Raw genomic sequence first — 13,743 nt, forward strand, 5'->3', positions numbered from 1 at the left:
TCAGACTCCCTGCACCGCTGCCGCGGCTTCTATTCGTGTGCAGGCATCCTCGATTTCCCTGAGGCCACTATATCTCCCGAATCCCAGACGGATAGAGCTTTTGGCCTCCGCGTCCGAAAGTCCCAGTGCCTTGAGCACGTGACTTGGCCTTCCCGAGCCGCTGGCGCAGGCGGAACCGGCGGAAAACGCGATGTTCCGAAGGTCCGACATCAGCCGCGCGACATCGAGCCCATCCAGTCGCAGATTGAGGTTTCCGCGCCAGCGATGCTCGGCAGAACCGTTCAGCGTCCAGCGGGAAAGGATCGCGCGGGCGTGGGCCCAGAGCATTGCGACATGGGCGGCGTCCTCGTCCATGCGTGTCGCCGCCAGTGCCGCCGCCGCGCCGAACCCGGCGCAGAGCGCGGGGCTCAGCGTGCCGGAACGCAGGCCCTGCTCCTGCCCGCCGCCGTGGATCAGCGGCTTGAGATCGATCCCACCGCGAATCCACAGCGCGCCGATTCCCTTGGGGCCGTAGAGTTTGTGCGCCGAGATCGCGATCATGTCCGCGCCGTGGGGGGCAGCGAGCTTGCCCGCGCCCTGTACCGCATCGCACAGGAACAGCGCGCCTGCCCGGTGCGCCGCCTCGGCCAGGGCCTCGACCGGCTGGATCGTGCCGATCTCGTTGTTGACCTGCATCACCGCGACAAGGCCGGCTTCATCCGGGATCGCCCCATCGGGATCGACCAGCCCATCGCCATTGACGGGCAGAACCGAAATCTCGGGATCGATGACCCGCGCGGTATCCAGCACTGCGGCATGCTCGATCGCCGAGACGGCGAGCCGCCTTGCCCCGGAACCGGCCAGCGCGAGGTTGATCGCCTCGGTAGCGCCCGAGGTGAAGACCACCCTCCCCCCCGGCGGCAGCAGCGCCGCGACCTGCGCGCGCGCAACCTCGACGATGGCGGCCGCGCCGCGACCGGGCCGATGAGGGCTATGCGGATTGGCAAAGCCCATGGTGTCCGGCCCGCCCAGCCACGGCAGCATCGCCTCGCGCGCTTCGGGCGCGAGCGGCGTGGTCGCCTGATAGTCGAGGTAGATCATGCGTTGATCCGGGCCCAGGCCTCGGCGAAAGCATCGAGTTCCTCAGGCGCCGTATTCCAGCCGATGGAGACGCGCACCGTGCGGCGGGCAAGATCCTCGCCGATACCGAAGCCTTTCAGCACCCGGCTCTGCTTGAGCGTGCCCGAGGAGCAGGCGCTGCCCGCCGAGATCGCGAAGCCCAGCGCATCCATGCGGATCAGCATCGCGGTGGCGGCCAGGCGCGGCGCGGCGACCGCAAAGATGTGCGAGCACTGCACGCCGGGCTGAAGCACCTCGCCATGCGCGAACAGCGCATTCTTGAAATCGAACCGCTGCTCGGCGGTGGTTGCCCAGTCCTCCAGCCCACGCGCCTCGAGCGCCGCTGCAAAGCCCATCGCGCCCGGCAGGTTCTCGGTGCCCGCACGGTAGCCGCGCTCCTGCCCGCCGCTCGGCTCCAGCATGGCCCAGTCCTTCACCAGCAGCGCGCCGATGCCGATCGGGCCGCCCAGCTTGTGGGCCGAAAGAACCACCATGTCCGCATCGGGAAGCGGCGCCTTGCCGGCGCTTTGGGAGCAGTCCGCCAGAACCAGCCCGCCCGCCGCGCGTACCTGCTCGATCAGCGGATTGCGCGGGTAGGGCAGCAAGATCGTGCCGGTTTCCGAATTGACCGACTGGACCGCCACCACCGCCCGTCCGCCCCCTGCCAGTGCAGCACCCAGCGCCTCGGGATCGACCTCGCCTTCCCGCACCGGCAATTCCAGCGCGCCGGGCGCGGCACGAAACACCGCATCGTGCTCCACCGCCGAGACCAGCCGCCGCTCCGCCTTGGCGCGGCCGAGCCCGATCGCCAGCGCCTCGCTGGCGCCCGAGGTGAAAATCAGTTCACCCTGCCAGCCGAGCGCCTGTTTCACCCGCTCGCGCGCCTGCTCCAACGCGGCGCGGGCGGCGCGTCCGGCCTTGTGCGGACTGGACGGATTCGCCCAGATTGCCGCGCCTTGAAGCCAGGCATCGCGCGCTTCGGGCATGATCGGAGTGGTCGCGGCGTGATCGAGATAGATCGTTTGAGAGGCCATGTTCTGCAAAAGTTGTTTTTGGGCCCAGTGTTTCTATATAGCGATCCATTCCTTTACCACTCCCGTGAATATCGATGCGGCCAACAGCCGGCGGTATTTCGCGGGAGTTTCAACAGGTCAGGCCCGCAAAACACATGCCATCAGTCATCTTTCCCGGACCCGAAGGCCGCCTCGAAGGCCGCTTCCAGCCCGCAACGCGCCCGCGCGCACCGGTGGCGATGATCCTCCACCCGCACCCGCAGGCGGGCGGCACGATGAACGACCGCATCACCCAGCACCTCTACAAGACGTTCGTGGCGCGCGGCTTCGCTACCCTGCGCTTCAACTTCCGCGGCGTCGGCCGCAGCCAGGGCAGCTTCGACAACGGCGTGGGCGAACTGTCCGACGCGGCAGCGGCGCTCGACTGGGTGCAGTCGATCCATCCCGAGGCTTCGTCCACCTGGATCGCCGGCTATTCGTTCGGCGCGCTGATCGGCATGCAGCTGCTGATGCGCCGCCCGGAAATCCGCGGCTTCATCTCGGTGGCGCCGCCGGCCAACATGTACGACTTCTCGTTCCTCGCCCCCTGCCCGGCCTCGGGCATCATCATCCAGGGCGCGGCGGACACGGTGGTGACGCCCAATGCCGTACAGAAGCTGGTCGACAAGCTGCGCACGCAGAAGCACATCACCATCCACCACGACGAGATCCCGCGTGCGAACCACTTCTTCGAGAACGAGATGGACGACCTGATGCGCTCGGTCGACAACTACCTCGACATGCGCCTCGCGCCGGATTGCCCGATCAAGTAATCGGCGCGAGACCGCAGACCGGGAAACAAGAGGCGTCGGAGAGCTACTCCGGCGCCTTTTCCTTTGCTGCCGCCGCCACCGTCTCGCCGCTGCCCGTCGGCACCACCAGGATCGCCACGTTCACCGCCATCACCGCCGCCAGCACCAGCATCAGCACCGCCTGCTTGCGATAGCCGCCGCGCCGGAACAGCGCGGTCGCCCCCAGCACAAGCGCGGCAATGGCAAGAACGAGAAGGGAAAGCGCAATATCCATGGCTTATCCCCTAGAGCGTTTTTCGAACGGAGTGGAACACGCAGTGACTCGGAAAATCGCGGAAAACGAAGAATCTGGAGAGCCCGATCTGATTCAATCAGATCGGAAAAACGCTCTAATGGATTGATTTTGACATTTGCATCCCCTGGCGGATGGGATGGGTTTGCAAATGTCAAAATCGCAAAATCCATTGAAATCAAATAAATGCTAGTGGTTCGAAAAGATTCTGACATGTGAGCGCGCCCTGTCCGATAGGGTACCAAATGTCAGAATCAAACCACTAGGCCGCGCAATCGAGCGGGTTTGACAGCGGGCTCCGCGCTCGCCAGTTTCGCCGGCCATGAACAACCACGTCATGGGAAGCGCGCCCCTCTCGCGCCGCACCACGCTCCAGCTTCTCGCCACCGGCACGGCCGCGCTCGCGCTGCCCGGCGCCCGCGCGCTGGCAGCCTCGCCCGCCGCGCCGACGAGCGCCGCGCCGCTGCTGGACAGCGTCGCCTGGAACCTGATCGGACACGCCCCCGAAAACGCCACCACGCTTGGCGTCGACACCGGCGCCCATGCCGCGCTGCGATCGCAGCTGGAAGACCGCTCCTTCGCCGGACGCGCGGCGCTTGCCGACACGCTGCGCAGCGATCTCGTCAAAGTGCAGGCCTTCAACCCCAGCCACCTCAGCCATGCCGAGCGCACCAGCCTGGCGGTGATCCGCAGCGCCTACAAGACCTCGCTCGACGGTCTTGCCCTGCCTTACGGCGACGTTGCCGTCGGCGGCTGGCGCAACACCCCTTACGTGGTGATCCAGAACGTCGGCGCCTATCTCGACACGCCCAAGTTCCTCGACGCCGATCACCAGGTGAAGAGCGCCGAGGACGCCGAGGCCTATGTCGCGCGCCTCTCGCAGTTCGACAGCCAGCTCGACGGCGAACTGGAGCGCATGCGCGCGGCGACCGACCAGGGCCTTGTCCCGCCCGACTTCCTGCTGGACCGCGCCATCGCCCAGATGGAAAGCACCCTTGCGGATGCCCGCGATGGCGGCGGCGGCATGGTCTCCTCGCTGGTCAGCCGCACCAAAGCGATCCCCGGCGACTGGGAAGGCCGCACGAAGACGATCGTGGCGGGCGAAGTGGTGCCCGCGCTCGAACGCCAGCTGGCCGAACTCAAGCGCCAGCGCGGCCTTGCCAAGAGCGACCCCGGCATGGGCGCGCGCCCGCACGGCGACGAGTTCTACGCCTGGGCCCTGCGCGCCAGCACGACCACGACCGTCCCCGCCGCGGAAATCCATGAGCGCGGCCTCGAGGAACTGGCCGCGCTCCACGCCCGCATGGAGCCGATCCTGAAGTCGCTCGGCTATACGCAGGGCACCGTGGGCGAGCGCATGACCGCGCTCGGCAGCGACAAGCGCTTCATGTTCCCCGAGGGCGATCCCGGCCGCGCCGAGATCATGGCCTTCATCCAGAAGCGGGTGGACTGGATCCGCGCGCAGATGCCGCGCGCCTTCCGCGATCCGGTGTCGGGCAAGGTGGAAGTGCACCGCCTGCCGCTTGCCGAGGAACCCGGCGCCCCCACCGCTTACGGCGGCGGCGGCTCGAAGGACGGCACGGTGCCGGGCAAGATGTGGATCAACCTGCGTTCCACCGACCTGCACCGCAAGTACGACCTGCCCACGCTTGTCCATCACGAAGCGATCCCCGGCCACGTCTGGCAGGGCGAATATGCCAACCGTCTGCCGCTGATCCGCTCGATGCTGGCGTTCAACGCCTATTCGGAAGGCTGGGCGCTGTACGGCGAGCAGCTGGCCGATGAACTGGGCGCCTACGACAGCGATCCGGTCGGCCGTCTCGGCTACCTCCAGTCGCTCGCCTTCCGCGCCTGCCGCATGGTGGTCGACACCGGCATCCACACCAAGGGCTGGGGCCGCGAACAGGCGGTGCAGTTCTTCATGCAGAAGAACGGCAACAAGCGCGAGGAAATCGCCAGCGAAGTGGACCGCTACTGCTCCTGGCCGGGCCAGGCCTGCGGCTACAAGATGGGCCATTCGGAGATCAACCTCCAGCGCAGCCGCGCGCAGCAGGCGCTGGGCTCCGCCTATGACCTGCGCGATTTCGACCAGGCCGTAGTCGACGGCGGCAACGTCCCGCTCGACGTGCTGGCCACCAACATCGACGACTACATCGCGACCACGCGCAAGCGCTGATTTGCGCGCAGACAGGAAAAGGGCGCCCCGGCCTGACCGGAGCGCCCTTTTTGCTGCGCCGCGTTGGCGATCAGCGCTGGCCGAACAGGCCCTTGGCCGCATCGGTGATGTCGTCGATCACGCTGCCGTCACCGTCCTTGTCAAGGAACGCGGAGAACGAGCCGGGATCGCTTGCCAGCATGCTGGCGAACTGGCCCAGCGAGCCCTCGCCGCCGATCGAGGCGATGATCTGCTGGATCGTGTCGACACCGAGGCCGGTCTTGGCCGCGGCCAGTTCCGCCGTGTCCCCTTCCTGCTGGTGCGCGAAGCCGAGCGCGGCGATCGCCTTCTCGGCCGTTGCCGGCTCGATGCCCAGCTGGCCTGCGAGGTTGGCGACATCGGGGTGTTCGCTGACCTGACCGAGAATGCCGTCGAAAAGACCCATGTTCGTATCTCCATGAAAGAGAGGGGGAACCGCAGGATGCACTCTATTCGTGACAAGACAAGGGCCCCGGAACACCAGTTCCGGGGCCCTGCCCTCATTTCACGCCGAACAGCGTCCGATCACGCCGAAACGGGAGCCGCCTTGCGCACGCCTTCGTCGACATGGGCTTCGAACTGGGCGAAGTTGTCGATGAACTGCTTGACCAGCGTCTGTGCGGTCTTGTCGTACTCGGCGCCGTCGGCCCAGGCCCCGCGCGGATCGAGCAGCCTGGCATCGACGCCGGGCACCGCCACCGGAACCTCGAAGCCGAAGTTCGGATCTTCCTTGAACTCGGCGGTGTTCAGACTGCCGTCGAGCGCGGCGTTGAGCAGTGCGCGGGTGGCCTTGATCGGCATGCGCTTGATGCCTTCCATCGTCGCCTTGCCGCCCGACCAGCCGGTGTTGACCAGCCAGCACTTCACGCCGCCCTTGGCGATGCGCTCCTTGAGGAGGTTGCCATAGACCGAGGGGTGGCGCGGCATGAACGGCGCGCCGAAGCAGGTGCTGAAGGTGGCTTCCGGCTCGGTCACGCCGATCTCGGTACCGGCGACGCGCGCGGTATAGCCCGAGAGGAAGTGGTACATCGCCTGGTCGGGGGTAAGACGCGCGATCGGCGGCAGCACGCCGTAGGCGTCGGCGGTGAGGAAGATGATGTTCTTGGGAACCGGGCCGAGGTTCTTCTCCGACGTGTTCGGGATGAAGTCGATCGGGTAGGAACCGCGGCTGTTCTCGGCCAGCGAATTGTCCTCGAGGTCGATCTGGCGGGTCACCGGATCGATCACCACGTTCTCGAGCACGGTGCCGAAACGCTTGGTGGTGGCGAAGATCTCCGGCTCGGCTTCGGCCGAGAGGCGGATCATCTTGGCGTAGCAGCCACCCTCGAAGTTGAACACGGCGGTGTCCGACCAGCCATGCTCGTCATCGCCGATGAGCGTGCGCGAGGCGTCTGCCGAGAGCGTGGTCTTGCCGGTGCCCGAAAGGCCGAAGAACACCGCGGTATCGCCGTCGGGGCCGATATTGGCCGAGCAGTGCATCGGCATCACGCCCTTGACCGGCAGCAGGTAGTTGAGGATGCCGAACACCGACTTCTTCATCTCGCCCGCATAGGCGGTGCCGCCGATCAGGATCAGCTTCTCGGTGAAGTTGACCGCGATCACGGTTTCGCTGCGGCAGCCGTGGCGCGCGGGATCGGCGCGGAAGCTGGGCAGGTCGATGATCGTGTACTCGGGCGCGAACCCTTCGAGTTCGTCCTCGGTCGGACGCACCAGCAGGGTGCGGATAAACAGGTTGTGCCAGGCGAATTCATTGATGACCCGCACCTTGACGCGGTGTTCGGGCTGCGAGCCGCCGAACAGGTCCGCCACGTAGAGCGTATCCTTCTCGGCGACGGCCTTGAGGAAGTCCTCCTTCAGCGCCGCGAAGTGCTCCGGCGTCATGGCAACGTTGGTCTTGCCCCACCAGACGGTATCCTGCGTCTCGGCGTCCTTGACGATGAACTTGTCCTTGGCCGAACGGCCGGTGTGCTTGCCGGTGGCAACGACGAACGGACCGTCCACGCTCAGTACGCCTTCTCCATTGCGTACTGCATGCTCGACGAGCGGTGCCGTGCCCAGATTGGCGAATATTTCCGCCGTGGTTTCAATGCCTTGTTTGGCAAGCGAGTAGTTCAGGGTAGCGGTCAATGTCATCTCCTCCATTTTCAGACGCCAGACAACGGGGTCGTCGGGCGCCCGGACATTTTTACGCAAGACTCGGGGCCGCGCTTACGCGCCGCTCCCTTTTCGATCAAATCGCCGCGGAAATAAACCAAGCGCCTCGCGACGAACGCCATCTCTTTTGCGTCGGGAACGGAGATTGTCAGTCCGAAGCAGTGCGGCTAGGCGTACCATCCAATCGAAAAATGCTGCGACAAGAGGATAGTGCACCGCCCCATGGCAGATCCTGCGACCGCCCCCGGAGACAGTCCCGCAGCACGCGCGCAGACCATCGCGCTGGTCGATGACGACCGCAACATCCTCACCACCCTCTCGATCAGCCTTCAGGCCGAAGGTTTCGCCACGCGGGTCTATACCGATGGCGAAACCGCGCTGAAGGCCCTGCTCGACAATCCGCCCGACCTTGCCATCTTCGACATCAAGATGCCGCGCATGGACGGCCTCTCGCTGCTGCAGGCGCTGCGCGCGCAATCGAGCCTGCCGGTGATCTTCCTCACGTCCAAGGACGAGGAGCCCGACGAGGCCCTCGGCCTCGCGATGGGCGCCGACGACTATATCACCAAGCCGTTCAGCCAGCGCCTGCTGGTGGCGCGCATCCGTGCCATCCTGCGCCGCAGCGAACTGACCCGCACGCCCAGCGATGCGGCCGCTGCCGAAGGCCTGCCGGAGCTGGTCGTGCGCGGCCGCCTGCAACTCGACCCCGCGCGCCATCAGGTCACCTGGGAGGGTGAGCCGGTGTCGCTGACGGTGACCGAATTCCTGATCCTCGAAGCCCTCGCCACCCGCCCCGGCGTGGTCAAGAGCCGCAACCAGCTGATGGATGCCGCCTACAGCGAGGACGTCTACGTCGACGACCGCACGATCGACAGCCACATCAAGCGCCTGCGCCGCAAGTTCCGCGCGGTCGACCCCGAATTCGGCGCGATCGACACGCTCTACGGCGCCGGCTACTCCTTCTCCGATGCCTGAAGCGCGCGACAGGCTGCCGCATGGGCAGGGCAAGAAGCGCTCGAGGCGCGGCAAGGGCAAGCGCCGGAAAAAGCCCCTCGGCATGCGCCTCGGCCTGCCCTGGCGCGTCTCGCTCACCGCGCGCATCCTGGCGGTCAACGTCATCGCGCTCGCCCTGCTGGCCGGCAGCCTGTTCTACATCGACAGCTACCGGCGCGAACTGCTGGCCGAGCGCTATCGCCTGGCCGCCTCGCAGGCCGAGATCGTCGCCCATGCGCTGACCGGGATGGACTCTGCCGATCGCCGCGCACTGATCGCCCGCATCGGCGCCGGGCAGGCCCTGCGCCTGCGCCTCTACGACACGCGCGGCAAGCTCGTCGCCGACAGCTTCGACCTCGCCCCGCCCTCCTACCGGCTGGTCGATCCCGCCCGCGAGCCCTGGCTGCAGGATGCCGCCCGCGCCATCGACCAGGGCATGGACTTCGTGCTCGGCGCCCCGCCGGTCCCGCCTTACGAGGACAATCCCGGCGCCGATGCGCGGGCCTGGCCCGAGATCACCCAGGCCCTCCAGAACGGCCGCACCGAGGTCAACCACGAGGCAGCCCCCGACCAGACCCCGATCATCATCGCCGCCACCCCGGTCGGCCTTCACGGCGAGGCCCTGCTGGTCACCCGCAACGCCCGCGACATCACCGAGAATGTGCGCATGGCCCGCCAGACCCTGGCGATCATCGTCGGCGGCGCCTTTGCCGTCTCGATCCTGCTCTCGCTGTTCCTGGCGCGCACCATCGTCGAGCCGCTGCGCAAGCTGGTGCGCGCCACGGTGCGCGTGCGCCTCGGGCGCGACCGCAGCGTCGTGGTCCCCCGCCTGCCCGACCGCCGCGACGAGATCGGCCTGCTGGCCCGCGCCGTCTCCGACATGAGCGGCGCCCTGCGCCAGCGCATCGATGCGGTGGAGAGCTTCGCCGCCGATGTCGCCCACGAACTCAAGAACCCGCTGACCTCGCTGCGCAGCGCGCTCGAAAGCCTCGACCGGGTGGACGAGCCCGACCTGCGCCGCCAGCTGATCGGCATCGCCAAGGACGACGTGCGGCGGATCGACTTCCTCGTGACCGAGATCGCCGATGCCAGCCGCATCGACGCCGAACTCAGCCGCACGACTTTCGAGCCGGTCGACATGGGCCGCCTGGTGCACGCGCTGGCCGGCGAAAGGGCGCAGCGCGGCGTCAATGGCCTGTGCCCGGTCGAAGTCCTGGAAACCACCGAACCGGGCATGGACGAGACCGCCCGCCTGATGGTGCCGGGCGACGCGCCGCGCCTTGAGCGCGTGCTCCAGAACCTGCTCGACAACGCCGTGTCGTTCTCCCCGGCCGGCGCGCCGATCGAGGTCATGCTGGCGCGCGAGGGGACGCGGGTGATCATCGCGGTATCGGACCACGGCCCGGGCATCCCCGAGGGCGCGCGCGAACGCATCTTCGACCGGTTCCACTCGCTGCGCCCTTCCGGCGAGGAATTCGGCAAGCACAGCGGCCTCGGCCTCGCCATCGCCCGCACCATCGTCGAGGCCCATTTCGGCAAGCTGCGCGCGACCGACCGGATCGACGGCGAACACGGCGCGCGGCTGGTGGTCTCCCTGCCCGCATGGCAGGGCGAATGAGCATGAGCACCCCATCCGCACCGGCACCGGCACCGGCACAGCCCTCCGCCTTTCCGCGCCAGTCGACCTGCGTCGCCATCGGCGGGCGCGGCGTGCTGATCGAGGGCGCATCCGGCACCGGCAAGTCCAGCCTCGCGCTGGAACTGATCGACCGGGGTGCGGCGCTGGTGGGCGACGACAGCGTGCTGCTGACGGCTGGAAACGGCGTGCTCCTCGCCCGCCCGCATCCCAATACCCGCGGCCTGATCGAAGTGCGCAATCTCGGGCTGCTGCCGTTTCCCTGCGTGGAAGAAGTGCCGCTCGCCCTGCTCATCACTCTCGATCCCGAGGCGCCGCGCTTCATCGAGATCCCCCAAACCATTGAAATTGGCGGTATCTCCCTGCCGCACTTGCGCCTCTGGCCGGGATCGGGGCCGCTCGCGCTCAAGGCCGAACTGGCACTGTCCCACTTTGGCAACAGGCTGGGCTGAGCGCACCGGCACCCCCTTCCCTTTCGCCGCCGCCCGGCGCAAACAGGCGCGATGAATCGCGAATCCCCGGAAAGCGGAACATCCCCCAGCGCCGCCGTTCCTCCCCCCACCCCGGCGGCCGATCGTCAGCGTGTCCTGCTTGTCACCGGCATGCTCGGTGCCGGCAAGACCACTGCCCTGCGGGTGCTCGAAGACCTCGGCTGGGAGATCATCGACAATTTCCCGGTGCGCCTGCTCGATCGCCTGATCGAACGGTCTCCTGCCGCAGAAGGCTCGCCGCGCCCGCCGCTGGCGATCGGGTTCGACTGCCGCACCCGCGGCTTCGACCCGGCGCGCGTGATCGCGCAGGTCAAGGCCCTCGACGAGCGCGAGGATGTCGAACTCAACACCCTGTTCCTCGACTGTTCGAGCAAGGAACTGGAACGCCGCTTCAACGAGACCCGCCGCCGCCACGCGCTGGCCGCCGACGCCCCGGTCGACACCGGCATCCGCGCCGAGCGGGAACTGCTGGCACCGCTGCGCCGCTGGGCCGATCTCCTGGTCGAGACCACCGAGTTCACCTCGAACGACCTCCAGCGCGTGATTCGCGAACGATTCGCAACCGAAGCGCCGGAGGACCTCACGCTGACGGTATCGAGCTTCGGTTTCTCGCGCGGGATGCCCCCGCTCGCCGACCTCGTCTTCGACATGCGCTTCGTGGAAAACCCGCATTGGGATCCGGTGCTGAGGCCGATGACCGGGCTTGACGCGCCGGTGGGCGACTATGTCCGTCAGGACCCCGCCTTTAACGAAGCTTTCACGCGGATTCGCGACCTTCTCCTGCTCTTGCTTCCGCGCTATCGCACACAGGGCAAAGCCTATGTTCACGTCGCTTTCGGGTGTACGGGTGGGCGTCACAGGTCGGTATTCACCGCCGAACTCATGGCTGCGGCCTTGCGCGATGCGGGATTTTCGCCCACATTGCTGCACCGCAACCTGGGCTCGCGAGCAGCCGATCTTCTGGAAGGGGGTCAGCGGCGTGAAAAATGAACAAGTAACCTGGTCGCCCACGCAAGAAAAAGTTCGGAGCCTGCTTCCAGCATGATCGGCATGATCCTCGTCACTCACGGCAATCTCGCCGAGGAGTTCGTACACGCGATGGAACACGTCGTCGGCGATCAGTCGGCGGTTGCAACCGTTTGCATCGGCCCCAACGACGACATGGAACGCCGCCGCAGCGAGATCGCCGATGCGATCACCGCAGTCGACAGCGGCTCGGGCGTCATCATCCTCACCGACCTGTTCGGCGGCACGCCGTCCAACCTCGCCATCTCGCTGATGGAAGCGGGCCGCGTGGAAGTGATCGCCGGCATCAACCTGCCGATGCTGATCCGTCTCGCCAAGGCCCGCGAATGCATGTCGGTGCGCGAAGCCGCCGCCGCCGCGCGCGATGCCGGGCGCAACTACATCACTATCGCCAGCGAATATCTCGGGCAGGACGCGGCATGAGCGATTTTCGTGAAACGGTGCTGATCGTCAACAAGCGCGGCCTCCACGCCCGCGCCAGCGCCAAGTTCGTGAACCACGTCGCCGAACTGCCCGCCACCGTGCTGGTCAAGGTCGGCAAGGACGGTACCGAGGCCGCCGGGAATTCGATCCTCGGCCTGATGATGCTGGGCGCCGCCAAGGGCGACAGCATCGAGATTTCCTGCGCGGGCGAAGGTGCCCCCGAAGCGCTGGCCACGCTCGCCACGCTGGTGCGCGACGGCTTCGGCGAAGAATAAAAGGCAAGAGTTTTGGCCGTGCGCCGTACCATTACCGGATTTTCCAACCCGCTGGTCAAGTTCCTGCGCTCGCTGCGCGAGAAGAAGCATCGCAAGCAGGAACGGCGCTTCCTCGCCGAAGGGCTGCGCCTGCTCACCGACGCACGCGAATGCGGCATCGTGCCCGAGATCCTGGTCATGGCGATCGGCCGTGATCCCCATCCCCTTCTCGATGCGCTGGAAGATGCCGTGGCCGCCGCCGGCGGCGACATCGTCGAGATGGACGTGGAGATCCTCGCCAAGGTCACCGGCAAGGACAATCCGCAGGCCGTCGCCGGCGTCTTTGCCGAATTCGACACCCGCCTCGCCACCCTGGACCGCGCCGCCGCGCCGATCTGGCTGGTGGCGCAGGCGCTGCGCGATCCCGGCAATCTCGGCACCATGCTGCGCACCGGCGACGCCGTTGGCGCGGGCGGCCTGATCCTGCTGGACGACTGCGCCGATCCCTTCTCGGTCGAGGCCGTGCGCGCCAGCATGGGGGCGATCTTCACGCAGAAGATCGTCACGGCCCGCTGGGACGAGTTCCTGCCCTGGCTGCGTGAAGGCGCCGGTGCGCAGCACGGCGGCCAACTGGTCGCCGCCTCGCTGCGGGACCCGACCGATTACCGCGAGGCGCCTTACGCCGCGCCGTGTTTCCTGATGGTGGGCAACGAATCGCAAGGCCTGCCGCAGGCCTACGAAGAAGCTTGCGACCTGCGTGTCACCATCCCCATGCTGGGCCGTGCGGACAGCCTGAACGCGGCGGTTGCCGGGGCAGTTCTGGCTTACGAAGCGCTCGCCCACCTGCGCCGGGACTGATCGCCGTCATTCCCGGCCTGAAGGCTATCAACGCCTCGCTTTCTCCGGCGCACGTTCATCACAGCCTCAGGTCACCTGTGACAAGGCATGCGCCATGCTTCGTCACGCGATTTTTCCGGCCTCCTGCGCCGCCATGCTTGCTGCCTGTTCGAGCCCGGGCGGCGATGGTGAGGCGCAGCTTGCCCGAACCTCCTGGCGGATCACCCTGATCGACGGGCAGCGGCCGCAGGCCGACGGCGCCAGCATCGCCTTCGACGGCGGCAAGATCGGCATCAAGGTGGGCTGCAACCGCCTGGACGGCCCCTGGCATGTCGACGACGACCGGCTGATCGCAGGCCCACTCTCGCTTACCGAGATGAGCTGCCCGACGCCCGCCTGGGATCAGGAAAAGGCAATCGGCGCGCTGCTCGTCGCCACGCCGCGCATGGTCGTCGACCATGGCCGCATGACCTTGCAATCGAGCGGCCATACCGCCGAACTGCAACGAGAGGCCGCCGTCGCCGGCAAATAGGCCCCGGGG

At 67.1% G+C, this 13,743-nt stretch carries 15 protein-coding genes; 10 read left to right on the plus strand and 5 right to left on the minus strand.

Features of this window, described 5'->3' with window-relative positions; translation table 11 throughout:
• On the minus strand, positions 1–1,080 hold the full coding sequence (locus OKA11_RS03170; RefSeq protein ID WP_267218772.1) for a cysteine desulfurase family protein: 1,080 nt from the start codon (positions 1,078–1,080) through the stop codon (positions 1–3).
• Positions 1,077–2,132: a cysteine desulfurase family protein gene (locus tag OKA11_RS03175; protein ID WP_267218773.1), complete on the minus strand. Its 1,056-nt coding sequence runs from the start codon at positions 2,130–2,132 to the stop codon at positions 1,077–1,079. The genes OKA11_RS03170 and OKA11_RS03175 overlap by 4 nt, the downstream gene beginning before the upstream one ends.
• Before the next feature lie 134 nt (positions 2,133–2,266).
• Between OKA11_RS03175 and OKA11_RS03180 the strand changes: the two genes are divergently transcribed.
• Entirely contained in the window at positions 2,267–2,923 is a 657-nt protein-coding gene (locus OKA11_RS03180) for an alpha/beta hydrolase (protein WP_142633245.1), read from the plus strand.
• Positions 2,924–2,966: 43 nt separating this feature from the next.
• Here the strand turns inward: OKA11_RS03180 and OKA11_RS03185 are convergent, their stop codons facing one another.
• Positions 2,967–3,176, minus strand: a complete 210-nt coding sequence (locus OKA11_RS03185; protein ID WP_267218774.1) for a hypothetical protein — start codon at positions 3,174–3,176, stop codon at positions 2,967–2,969.
• A 355-nt stretch (positions 3,177–3,531) separates the two neighbouring features.
• Between OKA11_RS03185 and OKA11_RS03190 the strand changes: the two genes are divergently transcribed.
• Entirely contained in the window at positions 3,532–5,370 is a 1,839-nt protein-coding gene (locus OKA11_RS03190) for a DUF885 domain-containing protein (protein ID WP_267218775.1), read from the plus strand.
• 70 nt (positions 5,371–5,440) lie between these two features.
• On the opposite strand, the gene OKA11_RS03195 is transcribed toward OKA11_RS03190, so the two are convergent.
• Positions 5,441–5,794, minus strand: coding sequence for a hypothetical protein (locus OKA11_RS03195; RefSeq protein ID WP_267218776.1), 354 nt, complete (start codon positions 5,792–5,794; stop codon positions 5,441–5,443).
• 119 nt (positions 5,795–5,913) lie between these two features.
• The gene (locus OKA11_RS03200) at positions 5,914–7,515 is read right to left on the minus strand and encodes a phosphoenolpyruvate carboxykinase (protein ID WP_267218777.1); all 1,602 of its coding nucleotides are present in this window, start codon (positions 7,513–7,515) and stop codon (positions 5,914–5,916) included.
• Between the two features lie 249 nt (positions 7,516–7,764).
• Between OKA11_RS03200 and OKA11_RS03205 the strand changes: the two genes are divergently transcribed.
• From OKA11_RS03205 to OKA11_RS03240, 8 genes are all read left to right on the plus strand, one after another.
• Complete coding sequence (locus OKA11_RS03205; protein WP_267218778.1) at positions 7,765–8,517, plus strand: response regulator transcription factor; 753 nt, start codon at positions 7,765–7,767, stop codon at positions 8,515–8,517.
• Positions 8,518–8,599: 82 nt separating this feature from the next.
• Positions 8,600–10,153 carry a sensor histidine kinase gene (locus OKA11_RS03210; protein WP_267219000.1) on the plus strand — a complete coding sequence of 518 codons (1,554 nt, stop codon included), beginning with the start codon at positions 8,600–8,602 and terminating at the stop codon, positions 10,151–10,153.
• Between the two features lie 2 nt (positions 10,154–10,155).
• Positions 10,156–10,623 carry an HPr kinase/phosphorylase gene (locus OKA11_RS03215; RefSeq protein WP_267218779.1) on the plus strand — a complete coding sequence of 156 codons (468 nt, stop codon included), beginning with the start codon at positions 10,156–10,158 and terminating at the stop codon, positions 10,621–10,623.
• 51 nt (positions 10,624–10,674) lie between these two features.
• Positions 10,675–11,652, plus strand: coding sequence for an RNase adapter RapZ (rapZ, locus tag OKA11_RS03220; RefSeq protein ID WP_267218780.1), 978 nt, complete (start codon positions 10,675–10,677; stop codon positions 11,650–11,652).
• Positions 11,653–11,703: 51 nt separating this feature from the next.
• Positions 11,704–12,111, plus strand: a complete 408-nt coding sequence (locus tag OKA11_RS03225; RefSeq protein ID WP_267218781.1) for a PTS sugar transporter subunit IIA — start codon at positions 11,704–11,706, stop codon at positions 12,109–12,111.
• The gene (locus tag OKA11_RS03230; protein ID WP_142633230.1) at positions 12,108–12,386 is read left to right on the plus strand and encodes an HPr family phosphocarrier protein; all 279 of its coding nucleotides are present in this window, start codon (positions 12,108–12,110) and stop codon (positions 12,384–12,386) included. Before OKA11_RS03225 ends, OKA11_RS03230 begins: the two co-directional genes overlap by 4 nt.
• A gap of 12 nt (positions 12,387–12,398) precedes the next feature.
• Complete coding sequence (locus OKA11_RS03235; protein ID WP_267218782.1) at positions 12,399–13,223, plus strand: TrmH family RNA methyltransferase; 825 nt, start codon at positions 12,399–12,401, stop codon at positions 13,221–13,223.
• 94 nt (positions 13,224–13,317) lie between these two features.
• Positions 13,318–13,734 carry an META domain-containing protein gene (locus OKA11_RS03240; RefSeq protein WP_267218783.1) on the plus strand — a complete coding sequence of 139 codons (417 nt, stop codon included), beginning with the start codon at positions 13,318–13,320 and terminating at the stop codon, positions 13,732–13,734.
• The last annotated feature ends 9 nt before the right edge of the window (positions 13,735–13,743 follow it).

Source organism: Novosphingobium clariflavum (assembly GCF_026420865.1).
GTDB lineage: Bacteria > Pseudomonadota > Alphaproteobacteria > Sphingomonadales > Sphingomonadaceae > Novosphingobium > Novosphingobium clariflavum.